Source organism: Nostoc sp. TCL26-01 (assembly GCF_013393945.1).
GTDB lineage: Bacteria > Cyanobacteriota > Cyanobacteriia > Cyanobacteriales > Nostocaceae > Trichormus.
The window spans coordinates 4,873,469-4,895,556 of sequence record NZ_CP040297.1 but is presented as its reverse complement, the minus strand read 5'-3'; the positions used below and the strand labels follow the sequence as shown (position 1 = coordinate 4,895,556).

Sequence of the window (22,088 nt, the reverse complement as noted above, 5' to 3'; positions counted from 1 at the left end):
AGTTATCAGTTAATAAACGTTCACTGTTCACTGTTCACACTCCTGCACCCCTGCACTTCTCACTCAGCACGGGCTGAACGCTCCGCTACCGCTAACAGCACTCAGCACTCACTACTCCCCTTCTCATCTTCCTTGCCACCTTTGAATAGGGATGCAATCGATGTCGAGTTGATCTAAGGCACGGGCTACGACAAAATCAACTAAGTCCTCGATGCTTTGAGGGTTGTGATACCAAGCGGGAATGGCTGGGACAACTCGAACTCCGGTTTCTGCTAAGGTTGTTAAGTTTCGTAGGTGAATTAGGCTCAAAGGAGTTTCTCTAGGGACTATTACTAGCTTACGTCCTTCTTTGAGATGAACATCGGCAGCGCGTTCTAGTAAGTCGGAACTCAAGCCAACTGCTAGCTTTGCTACTGTACTCATACTACAAGGAATGACAATCATTCCTAAAGTCCGAAAGGAACCACTAGCAATGTTAGCGCCAACGTCACTCCAAGGATGGCAACGCAGTTTACCAGCTAAAGCAACTCCGGCTTGTTCTCGCCAGAATTGCTCTTGTTGATTTGGTTCGGAGGGCATTCGAGTTTCCTGTTCTGCTTGCCAAACCATGTAAGTTGATTTAGAGGCTACTAATTCAATTTCATAATCAGCTGCTAGCAGATATTTAAGGGCGCGAACAGCGTAAATTAGGCCAGATGCTCCTGATACGCCGATAATTAGGGGTTTGTTATAATTTGTCACCGGAAATTAACAAAATTTATTCTTCCTCAGCATAATGGTCTAAATCGTCAGACTCAAGGTCATTGGGCATATACATATGGGAAATATCATCGTTAACTGCGCCCACGCCGACATTTTTGACTAAGCCATCGCTACCAACAGTTACTAAGTCTATTTGCTGGCGATAGTAATCAACGCTTTTCACTTGGACGGAGACGCGATCGCCTAATCTATAAGAAGCGCGATTTTTTCTGCCAAAGAGTGCTTGCTGTCTGGCGCGATATTCATACCAGTCGTCTTTGAGGGAACTGACGTGTACTAGCCCTTCTACACGTAAAGGTACGCCAACATGACTCTTGGCTGTGGCTTCGACGGCGGAAACTTCGATTTCTACAAAGAAACCATAAGATTGCACACCAGTGATTACCCCTTGGAAAACTTGCCCAATGCGTTGCTTCATCAGTTGGGCTTTTTGCAACCCGGCTAAATCGGCTTCTGCTTCTTGGACTTCTTTTTCTCTGTCGTTGATTTGGATAATCACTCTAGTCAAGTCGCTTTGCAATTCCTGTTGCAGTTCTGGCGGTAAAACATTCCAGTTAATTTCGGCGTGGCTGGAGGAGTGGCGCAGATTGACTCGTTCTTTGACTCTGGTATTACGGCGATCGCGTCCATGTTCCAATAGCTGATAGTATACTCTCTGCATCAGTAAATCTGGGTAGCGTCTTAAGGGTGCAGTGAAGTGTACATATTGCTGTAGCGCCAAACCAAAGTGGGATGCTTTTGTTGTACTGTATACCGCAGGCTTAAGTGTATCTTGCAACAGATAAGTTAAGACTTGCTCTGAGGGAGATTCAGCAAAGGCTCTGGTTAACTGCTGATAATCTAGAGGCTCAATCTCTACTTCTGGTTCTAGAGACAGTTCAACACCGAGATTAATTGCCAGTTTCAGCATTTCTTGCACATCTTCCGCATCGGGTGTACCTTGGACGCGCCAAATAGCTGGGACACCTAAAGCACTCAAATGGTGGGCGACTAATTCATTTACTAATAACACCAATTCAGTCAGGAGCGATCGCACTGGTGAATCATTAACGATGACAGCCCCTAAGATCCCTTCATCATAGTAGGGGTTGTGATTCGATGGCAGATTTAATTGCAAGCTACCACGGGAGAGGCGGACTTGTTTAATTGCTTGGGCGATGGTTGCCAGGTTTTGCAGTAATTGGACTATTTGGGCTGAGTCTTTTTTGCTAGCTTGTCCCTGGAGAATTGCTTCAGCTTGCTGTTTACTTAAGGCTGTATCGACATTGACGACACTGGGCTGGATTTCCCATTCCAACACTTCTCCTGTTTCAGGCGAGATGCTAATTAAAAAGGATAGTGCCAAGCGATCGCTTCCAGGAACGAGGGAACAGCGTTCAGCTACGGTATCGGGAAACATAGGTAAAACTAAGTCACCCAAATATACAGACCTACCGCGTTTAATTGCTTCTCTGTCTAAGGGTTCATCTGGTTGGACAAAGTGAGAAACATCAGAGATATGAAAACCTAACTGCCAATTCCCAGCGACAGTTTTTTCCAGACTAATGGCATTTTCTACTAACTTATTGTCACTATTCATATCAGTGATAATGACAGTAAGTATATTACGTAAATCCAGTTTGGTTTTCAGGTCTGCTTTGAGTAGCCTTTTCGGTAATCTAGCGGCGGCTTCTTGTACCGTCTCCGAGAAATTACGGGATAGATCATGTTTACAAGTGACTAAATCTATATCAGCCGCCGCTTCTGCATCACTACCGAGAATTTGTACTACGCGACCGACAGGGGGATACTGAGCTAAAGGATAGCGCAGCACCTCGACGTGAGCTAAATGATCGAGTGCTTCTTCTAATTTCAGTTTATTGGCTTGAATTTTCAGTTCAAACAGCAATCGATCATCCAAGGGTACAGCCCGAAAACCGCCTTCTACTTGCTTAATCCGTGCTAATAAAGTGTGGTTAGAACGTTCTAAAATCAGCTTGACTTCGCCTTCCGGAGAACGGCGACGACTACCTTCCTTGAGAACTCTGACTAAAACGCGATCGCCATTCCAAGCATTGCTGAGATGACTTTCTCGGATATAAATATCCTCAGCCCCTTCTACATCTTGGATGGCAAAGCAAAAGCCCTTGCTAGAACAACGCAGTTTTGCTTCGATTAGACCTTCTTCTGTAAGGCGGCGATACTTCCCGCGTTCCTTGACTAAAATCCCGATTTTCTCCAAAACTTCTAAGACAATATGAAGTTTGTGTAAACTGTCTTCATCCTCGCAGCCAAGTTTCTTTTCCAAAACTTTACGAGCTACCAATTTATCATCGGTGAAATTGGCAAGGAGTGTAGCGATTGAAAATTCCATGCAGTGAACCGACCTTTGGTCAAAACATCATGTTTGTTTGAATTTGGTTCTTTGCCGTATACCCTCACGGCCTACAGATATTAGCTGGATCACGAATTCCCCTGCAATAGGGTTCCCGAAATTCCAACCAGAAAAGCTAACCCACTTTGATGGTAAGCTGCTTCTTCAACAGACGCTCCGCGTAGCTGGCTTTTTTGGAGGAGTACACCTTTGACGAACTTCTCACTGCACGACAACTCAGAGTTAGCTGGCGCTTGAGTTCCTTCACCTAAACCAAACTGATAAAGTACGCCTGATGCGATCTTTGCCCCGTTAGGTAATTACGCAAATGGTTTCGAGAGGCTGGTAGAAAATTTACTCTCCACACTACCCAAAAGCGATTTGTCGGGGAAAACACAGGTGTTTGATTGTCTAGCTTGAAGGTACTTTTACGCTATGATACTCTGATTTTTACTAGGAGAAACTGCGGAATTACCTAATTTGTCCCCATGTAGAATCGGCCACAATTAGGCAGCAGTCCAACAAGCAGCGAGAGCGAACCTTATCTCCATTATTGTAGATTTAGAGCGCATTTCCAGAAAAAAGTTCTGGATCTTGAGTTGGGTAAATAGTATAGCATTAATAGCAAGGCCACTGAGAATTAATCAACAGTAATCTAAAATCACTGCTACAAGGTGAGTAGTGAGTGCTGAGTTGTGAGTCAAGTTTTCCCTAGACCCCTAAACCCCCAGACTGGCAAAACTAAGGTAGGATAGGGAATTACAAAGGGTAATAAGACTAGGGTATACAGGTAGCATCAACCCCCTTATTACGTAGAGTTAAGATTGGTGGCAGTATTATGTTGGCTCAATTCCAGAGCTTGTACCCTAACGGTAGTCTCATTTCTGAATTAGTACAAATTTTTCAGGGAAAATATATCGTTCGGGCAAGCGTACAAATTGAAGGTGTAACTCGTGCCACAGGTATGGCTGCGGCTGAAACTGTGGAAGTTGCTGAAGACCAAGCTAGAAATAGAGCGCTGATGGTTTTGGGTATGCAAAATACACCACAAACACCAGTAGTCTCATCTCCTCAACCAGAACTACAGATACAGACACAGACAAATCCTACATCCCATGAGTCTACCTATACTTCTGCTCAAGATGGTGATGGTAAAGATCAGGATTTTGCCAGTAATCAGTGGTCAATCACTAGTAATGATAGTCAAGAAAACCCAAATCGCTTTTCTAATACACCTGAGACGTACACCATCCCTAAAAGTGATACCCAAAACTTAGATTTTCATCAAAGTTTACTCAGTACTGGTAATCACGAACCAGAATTAAATACAGCAATAGAAGATTTACCCCTACTGTCTGCTAAACAACCAGAAAATCTGACTGTACCCGAAATAGCAGCTAGTAATGTCACGCCATTTACACCCCGTAGCTATAGCCAACCAGAAAATGTCACTAACATATCAGGCACAGGCAAGAAAAAGAAGAAAGCCGAACCTGTAGATTTATCTGATGTCATTGCCAAAACCGATGTCGAACTGCAACGCTTAGGCTGGACACCAGAACAAGGAAGAGAATATTTAATTAAAACCTACGGTAAACGAGGACGTACTTTACTAACAGAAGACGAATTACACAGTTTTCTTAAACACCTTGAATCCCAACCAGATCCTATCGCCGGGTTTTAATGAGTCATTAGTCCCAAGTCAGCAGTATTAGATGTAGGTTGGGTTGAGGCTTTGGGAAACCCAACACCAATATCCATACTGGGTTTTTAAGATCCATGTTGGGTTGCGCTGTACTTAACCCAACCTACTACTAATGACTAATGACTAATGACTACTGACTAACCATAGCCACCGGACGGCTACCAGCAGCGTGACGGTCAATTACTTGGTCAATCAAGCCGTAGTCTTTGGCTTCCTCTGGCGACATAAAGAAATCGCGTTCAGTATCTTCTGCGATGCGCTCAATTGGTTGACCAGTGTGTTCAGCTAAATAATCATTGAGCCGTTTCTTGTGATACAGAATTTCTCGCGCCTGAATTTCGATATCAGTTGCTTGACCTTGTGCGCCACCTAGCGGTTGGTGAATCATAATCCGTGAATGAGGTAAACTCATCCGCTTACCTTTAGTACCAGCACTCAACAGAAAAGCACCCATACTTGCTGCCAATCCTGTACAAATGGTACAGACATCAGGACGGATGTGTTTCATGGTGTCAAAAATTCCCATACCAGCAGTCACCGAACCACCAGGAGAATTTATATATAGATAAATGTCTTTCTCTGGGTCTTCGGCATCCAAGAACAGCAGTTGGGCAACAATTAAGTTAGCTAAATTGCTGTCAACCTGTTGTCCCAAGAAGATAATCCTCTCACGCAACAGTCGTGAGTAAATATCAAAAGCGCGTTCGCCCCGACCCGATTGTTCAATTACGATAGGAATAGTCATGCAGCGTTCTTGTAGCTAATTTACATTTATTTTATCGATGAGAAAGGCAGATTGTGGGATTGTCGTTGGTCATTGGTCAATAGTCAATGGTCAATAGTCATTAGTCATTAGTTAGCACTCTCCGACTTCCACTCAGCACGGGCTGCATCGTCCCGCTTCCGCTAACAGCACTCAGCACTCCCTCACTCCCTTTGGCAGAGGTCGATAATTTATCTTGGCACTTTTTATAGGGGAATACGTCTAAGAAGGTAACTGAATTTTAGTCAGGGAAATTGGATTTAAGAATCCTTAGTGATGTCTACATCATCTATAAAATTAAAGTTTACTACCCAACTGCTGTAACCAATACAGACTAAATTTCCTGATTTGACCCGGTTGAAAAATTATTTTTTTTCAACATTTCTTTAGCTTTTTTATCAGCAATGATACTGGATATTGCTAACAAATCCGGTAAACCAGAAGAAGGGTGTGTAGTTAGACTGACCGATTTCATTTAGTAATGCTATCAACTGAAGGAGACCTGCCATGCCAGAAAAACTTGTGCAAGCCGCCATCATTACTTTCTTGCTCCATGTGATAGCAGGACTGAACACAAATAATAGATTTGATATCAAAGTAGCCTCACCATCATTAGAACCACCAGCATCTATTGTAAGTTTGTGGCGATCGCTACGTTAATTAAAAAAACTAATTTATTGATCACTCCTCACTTCCCAATCCGCAGAATATCCTCAAGAACGAGTTAGACTGGGCAAAGAAGGTAACTACCTCTATTTGCTATCTGCACCATGACTAATCGTCTTGCTCAAGCTAAAAGTCTTTATCTCCGCAAACACGCTGAGAATCCAATTGATTGGTGGCCTTGGTGTGATGAAGCTCTAGCTACTGCTAAAGCAGAAGATAAACCGATTTTTCTGTCGATTGGTTACTCTAGTTGCCACTGGTGTACTGTCATGGAAGGCGAAGCTTTTTCTGACCAAGCTATAGCCGAGTATATGAACGGTCATTTTTTGCCTATCAAAGTCGATAGAGAAGAAAGACCAGACCTTGACAGTATTTATATGCAGGCATTGCAGATGATGAGTGGTCAAGGGGGATGGCCTTTAAATGTCTTTCTTTCACCAGAAGATTTAGTCCCGTTCTATGCTGGTACTTACTTCCCTGTAGAGCCACGCTATAATCGTCCCGGCTTTTTTCAGGTGTTGCAAGCGCTACGTCGCTACTATGATACAGAAAAAGATGATTTGCGCCAACGTAAAGCCCTAATTGTTGAGTCTCTACTCACTTCTGCTGTCTTGCAAACAGAAGCGACACAAGAGACTCAAGCAGGTGAATTGCTCAAGCAGGGTTGGGAAACGAATACAGGGGTAATTACACCTCAACAGTACGGGAACAGTTTTCCGATGATTCCCTATGCCCAATTGGCTCTACGGGGAACTAGATTTAATTTTGCATCCCGATATGATGGTCAGCAAATTTCTCGGCAACGAGGGCTAGATTTAGCTCTGGGAGGAATTTATGATCATGTGGCTGGTGGTTTTCACCGCTATACTGTTGATCCCACTTGGACAGTACCCCACTTTGAAAAGATGCTTTATGACAATGGTCAGATTGTCGAGTATCTAGCAGATTTATGGAGTGCAGGTTTCAGAGAACCAGCATTTGAAAGGGCGGTGGCTGGTACTATCCAATGGTTACAGCGAGAAATGACTGCGCCTGCTGGTTATTTTTATGCGGCTCAAGATGCTGATAGTTTTACTAATCCTCACGCCTTAGAGCCGGAGGAAGGTGCTTTTTACGTTTGGAATTACGCTGAACTGCAACAGCTATTAACACCCACAGAACTGACAGAATTACAACAGGAGTTTACCGTTACTCCGGATGGTAATTTTGAGGGTAAGAATGTTTTGCAAAGGCGACATCCAGGGCAATTGAGTGCAAGTGTAGAAGTGACATTAGCAAAATTATTTGCAGCTCGTTATGGTCATGTTGCGGATGTGTTAGAGACTTTTCCACCTGCACGGGATAATCAAGAAGCCAAGAGTAGTAACTGGCCAGGACGAATTCCTGCGGTGACGGATACAAAGATGATTGTGGCTTGGAACAGTCTAATGATTTCTGGCTTGGCGAGAGCTGCTGGGGTGTTTAAAGAATCTTTGTATCTAGATTTAGCGACAAAGGCAGCAAAGTTTATTTTAGAGCATCAGTTTGTTGGGGGACGGTTCCAGAGGCTAAATTATCAAGGTCAACCAACTGTTTTGGCTCAGTCTGAAGACTATGCTCTATTTATTAAAGCGCTGCTAGATTTACAAGCTTGTACACCAGCAGATAGTTACTGGCTAGAAAAAGCGATCGCTCTGCAAACAGAATTTAACGAGTTTCTCTGGAGTGTAGAATTGGGTGGATACTTCAATACCTCCAGCGATGCTAGTCAAGATTTAATTGTCCGCGAACGCAGTTATGCAGATAATGCTACACCATCAGCTAATGGGGTGGCGATCGCTAATCTCGTCCGTCTATCACTACTAACTGAGGATCTACACTATCTAGATTTAGCGGAACAAGGTTTAAAAGCTTTTACCAGTGTTATGTCTAGCGCTCCTCAAGCCTGTGCTAGCTTGTTTACAGCTTTAGATTGGTATCGTAATTCTACTTTGATTCGCAGTACTATTGAGCAAATTAATTCTCTAATTCCACAATACTTACCCACAGCTGCGTTTGCTGTAGTATCTGATTTACCAGAAAACAGCGTCGGCTTAGTTTGCCAAGGTTTAAAATGTCTCGCACCAGCTGCTACTGTGGAACAGTTGTTGCAGCAAGTGCAGCAGAGTCAAAACAGAGCTTAGAGAACTATGAATAAATTGCCTGTATTGGGAAACATCACTCCCATTATTCCGGCTGGTGGGGACTTAGAAAAATCAATTGTTTTTTATGAACAACAGTTAGGTTTTACCACTTTATATAAAGAAGGTAATCCGGTCGAGATAGCAATTATTAAACGTGACTCGGCAGAAATTATCCTACAAAGAAATGATGACCGATACTTGGCAGAATGGACAACTTTTCGTATCCAAGTTGATGACATTGAGCAACTGTATCGGGAATTTCAGTCCAAGGGGGGGCAAATGATTCATCCAAACGGTATCTTAGAAACAAAACCTTGGGGTATGAAAGAATTTGTCATTCTGGATGTGGCTGGCGTGTGCATCACATTTTATGAGCCAGTAAACTGATGAATGACTTAAGTGCTATCGTTCTAGCAGGTGGGAAAAGTTCCCGTATGGGACAAGATAAGACTTTGATCCCAGTTCATGGTGTGCCGTTGTTGCAGTTGATGTGTAACATTGCTGCAAGTTGTGCTGAAACTGTTTATGTAGTCACACCTTGGCCAGAACGCTATCAACACTTGGTTTTACCCAATTGCCAATTTATTCAAGAAGTTCCATTCACTCCGCTAGATGAGAAGAAAGGAACACAAAATATTGCTGATTCTTTCTCGACTCCCGGCCCTCTGGTTGGCTTTGCTCAAGGATTAGCACAGGTGCAGACTGAATGGGTGTTGCTTTTGGCTTGTGATTTGCCGAAGTTGCGAGTTGAGGTATTGCGAGAGTGGGCTACTGGACTTGATAGTGTACCAGATGAAGCGATCGCTGCGTTAGCGCATCACCCTAAAGGCTGGGAACCTTTATGTGGTTTCTATCGCCGTCGCTGTTTACCTCAATTGTTAGAGTTTATCAATCAAGGGGGGCGATCGTTTCAACAGTGGTTACAGCAGTATTCTGTCCAAGTTTTACCTTTGTCAACTCCGGAAATATTATTTAACTGCAATACACCAGAAGATTGGGCTGTGATTCAACAGTCGTGAGTCAGAATCATTAGACTAGGACTTACGCACTCAACCAATAAACCATAAAAGAGGGTGGTCAATAGTCAATAGTCAATAGTCAAAATCAAGTTTTTTGGACTGTTGACTATGGACTATTGACAAAAAAGCCAGAAAATTTAATGACACTGCGTAAGTTCTAAAACTTAATTATTAGGGCGATCGCTTGCTACTCGGCAAACAATTTCCATTGAGGCAGCATCAGCCGTTTTTGGCTTAGGAAAAATTTCTTTTTCAGTGCGATCTTCACTAGTTAATTGACCATTGGCAGAATAGAAAGATAGTCTTTTAGAGAATAATCTACGTTGACTACAAGCAGCATGAAGGGTTCTTTTGGCGATGCCATTTTCATGTTGTTGTACTAGGGTATAGTCTGTTCCTTTTACAGACGCTAAATCTAGCGCGATGGGAAAACCACGATTATCAGCTCCTACTTGAATATAAAAATTATTCTTTGTGGTTTCGGCACTCGCAATGCCACTAAATGATAAGCATACTATTGCTACTACGCTACTTAATCGCTGCAAAAACATCATAATTAAAATAGAAAACTATATTTACTTTGTATTCATAAACAGTATTTTTTGCTGCGGTGAAATCACGGAAAATGTGAATTTATTGATACAAATGTCCGATTTAATTTTAGTATTTTTGAGCATAAAAAAACCGTAGAGGGAATACTACGGTTGATTTGAGTGGACTACTGAACTCTAAGTCTGATGAAAATTTGTATCTTACAATTACTTAGCTGTAATTGATTTCTTAATAAATAGTCTAACTACTAAAAACAAATTCGTCATTACTGAATTATGCAATTGATTATGGTGAAAACTTTCTTTAAATTAACCGTGGAATTATATATATTGTGTGAAATCAATGGATAGCTTTAAGTTAATCAACCAGTATTTTTACAGTCTTTGTTGCATAATTAGTATTATTTATGGCGATGAGGTAATTCCTAAAAATAAACCCCGTTGAGGCAACGGGGTAATATTTGCGACAATTTAATATCATTGCCACTGCATGAAATCTGAGTAGCACAGCAATAATCATGATTCATGCAAATCCTACCCTATTGATTAAAGTATCCTTTCTATCTTTGTACATATATAAATATCTATCAATAGACTGAGTTTTTGCGGTTTGGCTATGCTATTTATGCTTATATTTTTTTTAATAGTTATATCAGTTTTCAAAGCACAGTAGTCAAATACACCAATATCAGCTATATTCCCCTCAGTATGAATTGGTCATGACTTTATGGGAAAAAATCTGAAATTAGCAGCAAGTTTCGGTTGTGCGATCGCCTTAACGCAGTTTTTTGGTACAAATACTGCTGCACACGCGGCTGATACTCTTGTGGTGCGGTTTGGTTTGTTTGCAGAATCCATTCCTGTAGCTGATTTACAAAAGGCGGCGGATACTGGCAAATTCCCCAGTAGTTTGAACACATTCACCAGCCGACTATCTGAACAGCAACGTAATTCCCTCATCGGTGCGCTGAGAATGAGAATACCTTTGAGTGTAGTTACTCTTAGTAGATTACTCAATACGCAAATTGGTACGACCATACTCAATGATTTATCAACAGCTGTGGCTCGTAAAGACCAAGCGGGAGCAAAAGCGTTAAGAGCCGGATTGGTACTGGGGGCTAGTTCTCCTCAAGGTCTTTCTGTGATTAGTTTTATTCGTGCTTATCCTAGTCAAAGCTTGGAAATTAATTTGCCCCAAGCCTTTAAAGTTGCAGGTAGTTTAAATAGTGGTTTCTGGCGTACACAACAGTTTATGCTGTCGATCGCTTCTTTTATTAATCCCACAACACCGCAGATTTCTTTACCTTTTGATCCTAGTCAACGAGGGACGGCCCAAGTACAAGTACTTAATTTAAGTTTGAATGACGAAAAACGCGAACGCAACATCCCTGTTGATATCTATTGGTCAACTGCTGCAACTCAAGATAAACCTCTGATTGTCTACTCTCACGGTTTAGGTTCAGTCCGCACAGATTTACGCTATCTAGCAGAACATCTAGCTTCTCACGGCTATGTATTTGTCGCCTTAGAACATCCCCGCAGTAATCAGGCAAATGCTAATTTAGCAGCGCAGGGTAAAGCTAGGCTTTTGCCACCTCAAGAGTTTTTAGATCGTCCCCAAGATGTAAGTTTTGTCTTAGATGAATTAGCAAAACTCAACCAAACAACTGGTAATCCCCTGCAAGGAAAACTGGCAACTAATAATACAATGATTTTGGGTTATTCTTTTGGCGGTAGTACGGCTTTATCTTTAGCAGGAGCCGAATTACAACTAGCAGAACTAAAAAAACGTTGTCAAAGTAAATTATCTATTTTGAGTTTTGGCGAAACTATTCAATGTTTAGCTCAAGAATTGCCAGAAAACAATTATCAACTGCGGGATGCCAGAATTAAACAAGCAATGGCGATGAGTCCCACAACTTCCTTAATGTTTGGGGAAACTGGTTTAACTAAAGTGCAAGTACCGACTTTAATTGTCGCCAGTTCCGCAGATAAAACTACTCCAGCATTAACCGAACAAATCATTGGATTTAGTAAAATTCCTTCACCCAAATGGTTAGTAGGTATTGTTGGCGGGACACATTTGAGTGTGAAAGATCCCAGTACAACTTTAGATCAGGTAGGACAGCCAGATACACCTTTTAGTGGCGGTGAAATCGTCGGTGAACAAGCTGTTGATGTCCGTAGATTTATGAAAGCGATCGCTCTAGCTTTCGTCGCTCAACTCACACCAGAAGCCCAAAAATATGCTGTGTTTCTGACTCCAGAGTATGCCCAAGTAGCTTCCACTAAAGTCTTTCCCTTTCGCATAATCAGAGAAATTCCTCCAGAAGCTATTCCTGTCGGGAAAAAATAGGTGATACGATTTCACGTTCATCATGACATATATAAATTATGTAGAGACGTTGCATTGCAACGTCTCTAGCGTTTCACATTAATGCTTAACTATTGCCATTTTGTGATGCAGAACTTCCCAGAATTTTGAGGATTTCTATGATTAAAACATTGGGATCTATGGGTTTATTGACATAGCCTTGAAAACCAGATATCAAAGCCATGTTAGAACTTTCTTCTAAGCTTAACGCTGTGAGAGCGATCGCTGGAACATTGGTGTTTTCTGTGAGGAGGTTTTTTCTCACTTTGCGAATTAATGAGTATCCATCCATGTCTGGCATAGCAATATCAAAGATTAACAGATCAAACTTTGATTGCTCGATTGCCTCCAGTGCTTCTAAAGCTGATGTTGCAGTTAATACTTGAACACCATAACTTTCCAAAATACAAGTGGTTAGGAATAGGCTGTCAGGGTTATCATCTACTACGAGAATTTGTAACCCTTCTAAAGATTGAATGTTATTTGTAACGTTTTGTGGATGCAGTTCTTCCGAATTATTTGTCACGATATAATTGCCTCCCTAGTTGCCCAAATCAATTACGGAGGAAGACCTAATAAACAGCTAGTGGCGACTGGCTGTTTATTAGGCATCTTTAAATTAAATTACCATAAGGTAGATAAAGATTTTTTAAATCTGTCGAACTTAGATTAAGTCTAAGATTTCCACTTTAAAAACTTCTTGTACAATTGAAAGTCTTTACTAGTCATTGATGCAACCGAAATTTTTGCTGGAGATAATATACCTTGGTTGACTGTGATACTTTTTCTGCCTTTTTGTATATACCTGTATATATCTAAGGTATGAGTTCAATCAAAGTAGGTAAGTAGCAAAGCTGCAATTATGTCAACTCACATCTTGCACCTAGCCCTAGCGATTAGAAATCGCGGCTATACAGACCAAGTCCGCCTGCGCGGACTAACGTAAAATCAAGCTTTTAACCCGCGTAGGCGGGTTTCGTCTGTGTAGCCGCGACTTCTAGTCGCCTGCTGCAAGATATGAGTCAAGAGGTTTCACTAAGATGAACAGATTTACCTCCTTGATTCAGCGATATTGTCAAAGCAGCGAGAATTTTGACTAATTCTGTGCCAACCCAGCCAGAGGAAATCTCAGGAGTTGTATTTTGGGAAATAGAATTGAGAAAGCGATCGCAAACTCGCTGTAACGGTTCACCTGTTTTTAATTCCAGCACCTCTCGGCTTTGATTCACAGGTAAAAACAGATTTTCTTGGCGTTCAAACTCACCATGCAACAACGTCAAAGGTGATGATGCTGACATTTCATCAAAAATCAACGTGCCAAGACTACCCACCACAGCCAATCTACGCTGTTTATCAGGATTGAGCCAACAAAGATGGATGTAAACTTGAAACCCATCAGGATATGTCAATGTTACCCAGACTAAATCGGCTAAACCTGATGGGGGTTGGGGAGAGGGGGAGATGGGGAGATAATTCGCACCTTGTAACCAAACTGTACCTGTCGCCTGTACACTAATCGGTACTTTTCCTAACCAGTTGTTAAAGATGGCAATATCATGAATGGCTAAGTCCCATAGTGCATCTACATCTTGCCGCACGGGGCCTAAATGGGTGCGAGCAGCGTAACCGTAACGTAACTCACCTAATTTACCAGACTGGACAACGGCCTGTCCTTGTTCAACGGCTGGGTGAAATAAATAGGTGTGATCAACCATCAAGATTAACTGCTGTTGCTGTGCCAATTGACAAAGTTCTTGGCACTCTATCGGATCTAGAGTTAAAGGCTTCTCGGCGAGAACATGGTAGCCAAAGTTGAGAGCGTCCTTGATTAAAGCATAGTGGGTAGTGGCGGGAGTAGCGATCGCCACTGCTGTCAATTCGGGAATTTGCTGCAACTCAGACCATTGAGTCGTCAATAATACATCATCATCTAAGTTAAACTGCTGCTTTACTATAGCCAACCTATCTGGATGGGGATCTACTACTGCCACAACATTGGCTTGCGGATGTGCTAAAAAGTTCCGCAACAGATGTACTCCCCAACGTCCCACCCCAATCACAGCGATGTTAGTCATTAGTCATTAGTCATTAGTCATTAGTCATTAGTCAATAGTCAAGGGTAAATCCTGAAGCGTCAATAGGTACTGATAATTACTTGACCCTTACACCTCTTCTTGAGGTGTAATCCCCATAAAAGCGACTTTAGCGGCTGCTTGTTCGGCGGCTTTGATAGAGCGTCCCTTACCTTCACCGAGCTTTTTATCGTGTAACCATACCTCAGCCGCGAAACGCTCTTGAGTGCGGTTGGCTTGATTGATTTCCACAACGCGGTATTCTGGTAAAACTTTAAATTGTGCTTGTGTCCACTCTTGTAGAGCTGCTTTGTAGTTGAGTCGAGCAGGATCTGAGCGAATTTCTGCCGCCAGTTGTTGAAAATGACGGTCTAACCAAGGACGAATCAGGTCTAAATTATTGGTGCTGAGATAAAGCGCACCTAAAACAGCCTCAAAAGCATCAGCAAGGCGTGACTCTTGACCAATTTTGTCACTGGTGGCGCTGCCAGCAACGAGTAAATGTAACTCTAAACCATATTCTCTAGCAAGTTGGGCAAGAATGCGATCGCTCACCAACACCGAACGAATTGCCGCAAAGTCTCCTACTTGGCAATCTGGGTAAACCTCCCACAACATCACAGCCGCCGCCAGTCGCACTACTGCATCACCAACGAACTCTAACTGTTCATAATTGGCAGACTCAGACACTGTTGGATGAGTCAGTGCCAAATCCAGCAATTCCCATTTAATAGGTGCTGTTGTCGGCAGACCTAATTTTCTTACTAAACTTTCAAGTTGCCTCTGACGGCGTGGATAAACAAGGCTCATTGGTCAATAGTCAATAGTCAATAGTCAATAGTCAATAGTCAACAGTTGTTACCTATGACTATGGACTACTCACCAAAATTAGTTGTTAGTCAACAGTGTATAGCCTATGGTGGTTACTTTTGACTATGGACTATAGACTGTTGATTCCTTAGAGAGGAGAGAGTTGGTAGTAAGCCGGGTTCTGTTCATTGTCTAGATTGCTCTATACAAGGACGGTTATCTATCTGGGACGTTTGTTACCAAACGCCTCTAGCGGCTCTATGTTCACGGAACTGGTAAAAGACCAACCATAGTTCCTCTGACCTTGCTCCCAACCGGGGTTTACCGAGCCAGTGCCTCTCGACACTGCTGGTGCGCTCTTACCGCACCTTTGCACCCTTACCCTTTTCAGTTGTCAGTCATCAGTTATCAGTTATCAGGTATTAACTGTTTACTGATAACTGTTCACTCTTCACTGAAAATGGCGGTATCTTTCTGTGGCACTATCCTCACGATCGCTCGCACTGGACGTTATCCAGCAAGTCTGGTCTTTGGGGAGTCCGGACTTTCCTCAAATTAGTCACTACAACTAACCTGCAACCGCCAACGCCTACTCTCTCCTTAGTTCCAGTGTAGTCTTGGATGGTGTCAAGTGTCGTTGTTGATTATGTTGTTAATTATTTCTTTTTATTCCAAGGTAAGGCGTAAGTCCAGGGTAACTTTCTGACAGTGAAGGGACAATCGATAATGCACACAGGCGGAACGTTGACACCTGGAGCTAAACCTGCACGTACCTCAGATAAACGTAAAACTAATTGTAGAGAAAATTTTAATGATTCTCTTTCATTAATAAAGTCATTATACAACTTTTTCTGATTCTTGTTTTTTGACAACCCAGCGATATCAATTATCGGTTTGGTTGCGGAAAAAGTGCCAGTTTCTTTATCTCGTTCGTAAAGATTTTCTGCTGACACTTTTTCTGAGAGAGTTCTTTTAGGAGCGACTAGACTGAGAACTTGTGGTACACCCAAGTCACGAATTAAGTCTGGTGATTTGCGAATCACACGACAAGATTGCTTTGTGTGATCGACTATCAAAGTACTATTATCCCAGTCAACATAGATCGCTAAATCCTCAGATTTGTTTTCCACACTAATTGATAAGTCTTTGACGGCATCATAAGCATTTGACGCATCGAGTTTGAAGGAAATCCCAATTTTTTCGTCTAGTTCTAGTTTTTTTAATTGTTCCTCTACATCCCCTTTTTTAAACTCAAATTTGAGTCGATCATCGATGGACTCAACCATGCGATTAAAAACGTAAGATATGCCAATAATATAAATTGTCAAAACCACTAAATTTTGGTCACTACTCCGTGTCATCGAAATATCATCTCCCTACAAAAATTTTCTTTAAATATATTAATCACGCCTAATCACAGAAGAATTTTCTAGCCAACCGCGTTTCCAAAAGAAGTATAGTAATCCAGAAGCGATCGCTCCCATCAAAGCTATACAAAGTGGATAACCCCAGTACCAATTCAGTTCTGGCATATTATATGGTGATTTTTCTGTATTGAAATTCATTCCATATATCCCAACGATGAAAGTCAAGGGAATAAAAATAGCCGAAACCACAGTCAGCAACTTCATCACTTCATTCATCTTGTTGCTAACGGCTGAGAGATACACATCCATCAACCCAGATGCTAATTCTCGATAAGTCTCCACCATATCCATGACTTGTACAGCATGGTCATAACAATCTCTCAGATAAATTCGTACTTCTTCACTAATCAATTCACTGCCATCTCGAATCAAAGCATTAATTGCGTCTCGCTGTGGCCAGATAGCTCGTCGCAATTGCAGCAATTCTCGCCTAATTTGATAAATTTTTTGCAGTGTTTGCCGGGTAGGGTTAACAATGACTTCTTCCTCTAAATCTTCCAGTTCCTCTCCATAAAGTTCCAAAACGGGGAAAAACCCATCAATAATCGCATCTAACAAAGCATAAGCCAAATAATCAACCCCTTGCCTGCGGATAGTCCCTTTGGCTTTTTCAATTCGCACTCTTACCCCTTCAAAGCAATCATGCTCTGGTTCTTCCTGTATAGTCAACAAATAGTGTTTCCCCAAAACTAAACTCACTTGTTCACTATAAAAACCACAGCTGATTGCTTTAGGTACTACCATCCGCGCGATAAATAACAATTGATCGTCATAGTCTTCTATTTTTGGGCGTTCTGGCACATTTACCACATCTTCTAAAACCAGAGGGTGTAACTCAAACACTTTACCTAATCTTTCTAATATGTCCTGATTACCTAAACCCTGCACATCCACCCAAGAAACAGAATCTGAATCCAAATAGGGGATACATTCTTCTGGTGTGGCTACCTGCTGACGAAGAAAATTATCATGACCATAATCAATTAAAAAAATTATCGGTGGTGGTGCATCTTCATCAATGACAATGGTTCCTGGCAACGTGCCTGGGTAGTGATAGAACTGATCTTTGTATTTATCTTTATCTGGCTTAGTGAAGGCTTTGGAAAGGCGACGAAGTTTTCTGATCATGCACGCTTACCCAATAGTTACTAGTCTCAGGACAAACATTCTTCATTCTCGACAGTAAATCAAGAATTAACAACCATAAGAAGCAAGATACCCGACTTTTACCAGAAGTCGGGTATCTATATCGATCAATTTTCCCAAATCAACCAGTAAAGAAATAAAAATTAATACTTTTTTACTTGATTTTTTGTATTAAAACTGCATATGCTGCCAGTGCGATCGCCTTTGTAATTACCCACAGTGCGATGTCCTATAGGAATCCGATTTGATTACTGAAATAGTTTGCGTAGGTAGGCAATAGGGAATAGGCAATAGGCAATAGGTAAGAAGTTCCTTCACTGGTACTGAGTTTTGTATGCGTAAGCGCAGGCTTCGCCAACAAAAATCAAATATGAGTCCTATACATATTGAAGTGCGATCGCCATTTCTGACTTGAGTTAGCCTAAAATTAAATCAATCATTCTCTGGCGCTCAGGCAACATTAATTATGAAATGGGAAGAAGTTTGTGACGATAAAAATTTACAAGATTTACCCTTCAAAATTGAATTAAATAAATGGGGTCAAATTGTTATGAGTCCCGTCAAAATTAAATATTCTTTTTACCAAGGGAGAATCCAACGGTTATTAGAATCTTTACTGCATACGGGAGAAGTGATGCCAGAATGCGCTATAAACACGTCAGATGGGGTGAAAGTTGCTGATGTTGTTTGGTGTTCTGAGGAAAGATTTACTCAAATTGAAGATGAAGTGTCAGCATGGATTGCACCAGAAATATGTGTAGAAGTTAAATCCAGTGGTAACAGTTTGGAAGAGATGGAATTTAAACAAAAATTATATTTAGCAGCTAAAGCTATAGAAGTGTGGTTATGTAATGAACAAGGAGAAATGAAATTTTATAACGAACAAGGTGAATTAGCACAATCTTTATTAGTTCCGCAATTTCCGAAGCAAATTCAAAGGTAAGTAATTAATCAAGCGATCGCACTCTGACATTTGCACAAAATAACCAAAGCTTTTAGAGCCAAATTCGTTGGAGATTGAGTACAAATCCAGATAACACATTTTCACCAGACAGCGTTTGGGGTAATTTTAAAACTTCCACTTCTTGTCCAGGACGATAAATTTCTACTTCTTGCCTTTTACGGTTGATTAACCAACCCAATCGACATCCATTTGAGATATACTCATTCATTTTGTCTTGAACCTTTTTTAAATTGTCGGATGGTGACATGATTTCAATGACAAAATCAGGACATAGAGGCAGAAATTTTTCTCTTTGTTCTCTAGTCAAAGCCTGCCAACGAGATTGTTCCACCCAAGACACATCCGGAGAACGGTCAGCACCATTTGGTAGAGTAAATCCAGTAGATGAATCAAAAACTTCACCCCCATGATTTTTTTCATTCCATGATGCTACTTGCAGAATTAAATTAACATTACTTCTGCCTGTTTCCCCGCCTGTGGGTGGCATGATAATTAATTCTCCGTGGGTGTTGCGTTCTAATTTTAAATCGGGGTTTTCAACACACAATTGATAAAACTGTTCTGTTGTCAGTTTAATCACAGAATTGAGATTTAGTGTCAGTGCTGTCATCAGCATATTCTCCGTTCTTGTGCGTTGACAGAGTACAACTAACCAACTACAAAATTGACCAACTTCCCAGGCACAACAATCACCTTTTTAATCTCTTTACCCTCGATATAACGCTGAGTTATTTCTGATTCCAATGCCAATTTCTCTAAGGCAGCTTTATCTACTTGAGATGGAACCTGGATATCAGCGCGCTTTTTGCCATTGATTTGAATCACCACAGTGATTTCATCAGCGACTAAAGCTTCAGTGTCAAACCCTGGCCAAGTTTGAGTATGAACTGATTCACTCTTACCCAATAATTGCCACAATTCATCAGCAATGTGGGGTGCAAAGGGAGCAAGCATTAAAATCAAAGTCTCAATCCCTTCTGCATATACTGCTGAATCTTTACAGCCAGCATCCGTCAGGGCATTACTCAACTTCATCAACTCGGAAACAGCTGTATTGAATTGATATTCATCCTCTAAATCTTCTGTCACCGCTTGAATGGCTGTGTGAATTGCCCGACGCAAATCTTTTTCTAGCTTGCTCAATTCACCAGACTGAAATTTACCAGACTTTACCCCAGAGGCAACATAATCTGTCACCAAACGCCAAACCCGATTTAAAAAGCGGAATTGTCCTTCAACATCAGCCTCATCCCATTCCAAATCTTTTTCTGGTGGTGCTTTAAACAAAATAAACATCCGTGCTGTATCGATGCCGTACTTGCCAATTACGTCTTCTGGTGCAACACCATTCCCTTTAGACTTGGACATAGTAGCGTAAAGGCGTTGTAAGGGTTCGCCTGTTTGGGGGTCACGGGGATCAGCTGGGTCTACAAGATGAGAAGGAATCCATTTATCTTTACCGCCCTTGTTAGGATTTAAGTAAGTTAAACCTTGTACCATCCCTTGAGTTAACAAGCGTTGGAAGGGTTCATCAAAATTCAACAAACCTCTATCTCTTAGCACTTTTGTAAAGAACCGGGAATACAATAAATGTAAAATCGCGTGTTCAATGCCACCTACATATTGATTTACAGGCATCCAGTCATTCGTTTTGGCTGACTCAAACACCTGCTGCTGGTTTTGTGCATCAGGAAAGCGTAAAAAATACCACGAGGAATCAATAAAGGTATCCATCGTGTCTGTTTCCCGTTTAGCAGGAGTGCCACAGGTCGGACAAGGCACATTTACCCAACTTGCCAACTGCGCTAACGGTGAACCACCACGTCCGGTAAATTCCACTTCTTCTGGCAATTGCACGGGTAAATCTTGGTCGGGTACGGGTACTATGCCACAGTTGGGGCAATGAATCACGGGAATGGGTGCGCCCCAATAACGTTGTCGAGAAATCAACCAATCCCGCAAGCGATACTGGATGCGTTCTTTGCCAAAACCTTGGGTTTCAGCATATTTAACAATTGCTTGTTTAGCTTCTGTAGAATTCATCCCAGTCAACAGACCAGAATTAATCAAAATTCCTGGTTCTGTGTACGCCTCGTTGTATTCAATTTGGACGAGTTGTGTAACTTCTTCTGTTTCTACTGTTGGGCTTAAGTCAAAACCTGCTACATCTTCTGGGGCAGCAATGACAAAATCAATGGGCAAATCATATCTTTGAGCAAATTTAAAATCCCGCACATCATGGGCAGGTACACCCATCACTGCCCCAGTACCATACTCATACAGTACATAATCAGCAATCCAGATGGGTACTTCTTCCCCTGTAAATGGGTTAATGGCTTTGCCACCTGTGGGGACACCGCGCTTGGGTTTGTCCTCGGCGGTACGTTCCAACTCAGTTTGATTTGTCACCTCTTGAACAAAGGTGTTGACAGCTGATTGTTGGGTTTTGGTGGTGACTTGCTGAGTGAGGGGATGTTCTGGTGCTAATACTAAGTAACTCACCCCATATACTGTGTCAGGACGGGTGGTGTAGACAGCAATTTTCTCACTACTGCCGACAATGGGAAATTCCAAATATGCCCCTGTGGATTTCCCTATCCAGTTTGCCTGCATTAATTTGACTCGTTCTGGCCAACCTGTCAATTTATCCAGGTCGTTTAATAATTCTTCGGCATAGTCAGTAATCTTCAAAAACCACTGACGCAACAATTTACGCTCGACGATAGCACCGCTACGCCAAGAACGTCCTTCATTATCAACTTGTTCGTTAGCCAAGACAGTTTGGTCAATGGGGTCCCAGTTGACGGCTGCTTCTTTTTGATAAGCCAACCCCGCTTGCAAAAACTGCAAGAAAATCCACTGTGTCCACTTATAATAATCTGGGGAACAGGTAGCTAATTCACTATCCCAGTCGATAGATAAACCCAGCTGCTGCAATTGTTGCCGCATTTGGGCAATATTTTGATAAGTCCATTTGGATGGTGGTACGCCCCGGTCAATAGCGGCGTTTTCTGCTGGCAAGCCAAAGGCATCCCATCCCATTGGATGTAGTACCCGATAACCTTGCATCCGTTTGAGGCGGGCGATTACGTCGGTAATTGTGTAATTACGGACGTGACCCATGTGTAGGCTACCCGATGGATAGGGGAACATGGATAGAGCGTAGAATTTTGGTTTATTGCTCTGTGTTGGGGTCTTATCTAAACCCAGTTCTAACCATGTTTGTTGCCATTTTGCCTCAATTGTGCTGGGGTTGTATCGGGAATCCACCGAAAATTCTCCTACTGGACTGCAATCTTGTCTGCCTCCATATT

General features: G+C 41.9%; 18 protein-coding genes and 1 other RNA gene. 7 read left to right on the top strand and 12 right to left on the bottom strand.

All coding sequences use genetic code 11. The features are described 5' to 3' along the window. Positions 1–123: 123 nt before the first annotated feature. Both FD725_RS21140 and FD725_RS21135 read right to left on the bottom strand, forming a co-directional pair. A complete protein-coding gene (locus tag FD725_RS21140; RefSeq protein WP_179049962.1) occupies positions 124–741 on the bottom strand; it encodes a flavin prenyltransferase UbiX in 618 nt (205 codons plus the stop codon). A gap of 16 nt (positions 742–757) precedes the next feature. After that, entirely contained in the window at positions 758–3,115 is a 2,358-nt protein-coding gene (locus FD725_RS21135) for a ribonuclease R family protein (RefSeq protein ID WP_179049961.1), read from the bottom strand. Between the two features lie 838 nt (positions 3,116–3,953). Between FD725_RS21135 and FD725_RS21130 the strand changes: the two genes are divergently transcribed. Next, positions 3,954–4,799, top strand: coding sequence for a hypothetical protein (locus FD725_RS21130; protein ID WP_179049960.1), 846 nt, complete (start codon positions 3,954–3,956; stop codon positions 4,797–4,799). 151 nt (positions 4,800–4,950) lie between these two features. Here FD725_RS21130 and clpP read toward each other — a convergent pair whose 3' ends face one another. Continuing rightward, positions 4,951–5,565 (bottom strand): ATP-dependent Clp endopeptidase proteolytic subunit ClpP, encoded by a 615-nt coding sequence (gene clpP / locus FD725_RS21125; protein WP_179049959.1) that lies wholly within the window; start codon positions 5,563–5,565, stop codon positions 4,951–4,953. 525 nt (positions 5,566–6,090) lie between these two features. Here clpP and FD725_RS21120 point away from each other — a divergent pair. The 4 genes from FD725_RS21120 (at position 6,091) to FD725_RS21105 (ending at position 9,430) form a co-directional block, all read left to right on the top strand. Further along, on the top strand, positions 6,091–6,243 hold the full coding sequence (locus FD725_RS21120) for a hypothetical protein (RefSeq protein WP_179049958.1): 153 nt from the start codon (positions 6,091–6,093) through the stop codon (positions 6,241–6,243). A 110-nt stretch (positions 6,244–6,353) separates the two neighbouring features. Then, on the top strand, positions 6,354–8,411 hold the full coding sequence (locus FD725_RS21115; RefSeq protein ID WP_179049957.1) for a thioredoxin domain-containing protein: 2,058 nt from the start codon (positions 6,354–6,356) through the stop codon (positions 8,409–8,411). 6 nt (positions 8,412–8,417) lie between these two features. Then, complete coding sequence (locus tag FD725_RS21110) at positions 8,418–8,798, top strand: VOC family protein (RefSeq protein WP_179049956.1); 381 nt, start codon at positions 8,418–8,420, stop codon at positions 8,796–8,798. Next, positions 8,798–9,430: a molybdenum cofactor guanylyltransferase gene (locus FD725_RS21105; protein WP_179049955.1), complete on the top strand. Its 633-nt coding sequence runs from the start codon at positions 8,798–8,800 to the stop codon at positions 9,428–9,430. Before FD725_RS21110 ends, FD725_RS21105 begins: the two co-directional genes overlap by 1 nt. 164 nt (positions 9,431–9,594) lie before the next feature. On the opposite strand, the gene FD725_RS21100 is transcribed toward FD725_RS21105, so the two are convergent. Beyond that, positions 9,595–9,984, bottom strand: coding sequence for a hypothetical protein (locus FD725_RS21100; RefSeq protein WP_256871683.1), 390 nt, complete (start codon positions 9,982–9,984; stop codon positions 9,595–9,597). Between the two features lie 724 nt (positions 9,985–10,708). Between FD725_RS21100 and FD725_RS21095 the strand changes: the two genes are divergently transcribed. Continuing rightward, on the top strand, positions 10,709–12,337 hold the full coding sequence (locus FD725_RS21095; protein ID WP_179049954.1) for an alpha/beta hydrolase: 1,629 nt from the start codon (positions 10,709–10,711) through the stop codon (positions 12,335–12,337). 85 nt (positions 12,338–12,422) lie between these two features. Here the strand turns inward: FD725_RS21095 and FD725_RS21090 are convergent, their stop codons facing one another. The 6 genes from FD725_RS21090 to corA all read right to left on the bottom strand — a co-directional run bounded on the left by FD725_RS21090 (position 12,423) and on the right by corA (position 17,792). Next, positions 12,423–12,881 (bottom strand): response regulator, encoded by a 459-nt coding sequence (locus FD725_RS21090; protein ID WP_179049953.1) that lies wholly within the window; start codon positions 12,879–12,881, stop codon positions 12,423–12,425. A 496-nt stretch (positions 12,882–13,377) separates the two neighbouring features. Further along, complete coding sequence (locus tag FD725_RS21085) at positions 13,378–14,430, bottom strand: Gfo/Idh/MocA family protein (protein WP_179049952.1); 1,053 nt, start codon at positions 14,428–14,430, stop codon at positions 13,378–13,380. Positions 14,431–14,517: 87 nt separating this feature from the next. Beyond that, positions 14,518–15,237, bottom strand: coding sequence for a ribonuclease III (rnc, locus tag FD725_RS21080; protein WP_179049951.1), 720 nt, complete (start codon positions 15,235–15,237; stop codon positions 14,518–14,520). Positions 15,238–15,391: 154 nt separating this feature from the next. Continuing rightward, positions 15,392–15,834, bottom strand: an RNA gene (gene rnpB / locus FD725_RS21075) — RNase P RNA component class A. 59 nt (positions 15,835–15,893) lie between these two features. Then, a complete protein-coding gene (locus FD725_RS21070; RefSeq protein ID WP_179049950.1) occupies positions 15,894–16,598 on the bottom strand; it encodes a hypothetical protein in 705 nt (234 codons plus the stop codon). A gap of 39 nt (positions 16,599–16,637) precedes the next feature. Further along, positions 16,638–17,792 (bottom strand): magnesium/cobalt transporter CorA, encoded by a 1,155-nt coding sequence (gene corA, locus FD725_RS21065; protein ID WP_179049949.1) that lies wholly within the window; start codon positions 17,790–17,792, stop codon positions 16,638–16,640. A 484-nt stretch (positions 17,793–18,276) separates the two neighbouring features. Between corA and FD725_RS21060 the strand changes: the two genes are divergently transcribed. Further along, positions 18,277–18,753 carry a Uma2 family endonuclease gene (locus FD725_RS21060; protein WP_179049948.1) on the top strand — a complete coding sequence of 159 codons (477 nt, stop codon included), beginning with the start codon at positions 18,277–18,279 and terminating at the stop codon, positions 18,751–18,753. Between the two features lie 52 nt (positions 18,754–18,805). On the opposite strand, the gene FD725_RS21055 is transcribed toward FD725_RS21060, so the two are convergent. Together FD725_RS21055 and leuS are read right to left on the bottom strand one after the other, a co-directional pair. Then, entirely contained in the window at positions 18,806–19,384 is a 579-nt protein-coding gene (locus FD725_RS21055; RefSeq protein ID WP_179049947.1) for a Uma2 family endonuclease, read from the bottom strand. Positions 19,385–19,422: 38 nt separating this feature from the next. Further along, a complete protein-coding gene (gene leuS, locus FD725_RS21050; RefSeq protein ID WP_179049946.1) occupies positions 19,423–22,044 on the bottom strand; it encodes a leucine--tRNA ligase in 2,622 nt (873 codons plus the stop codon). Positions 22,045–22,088: the final 44 nt, after the last annotated feature.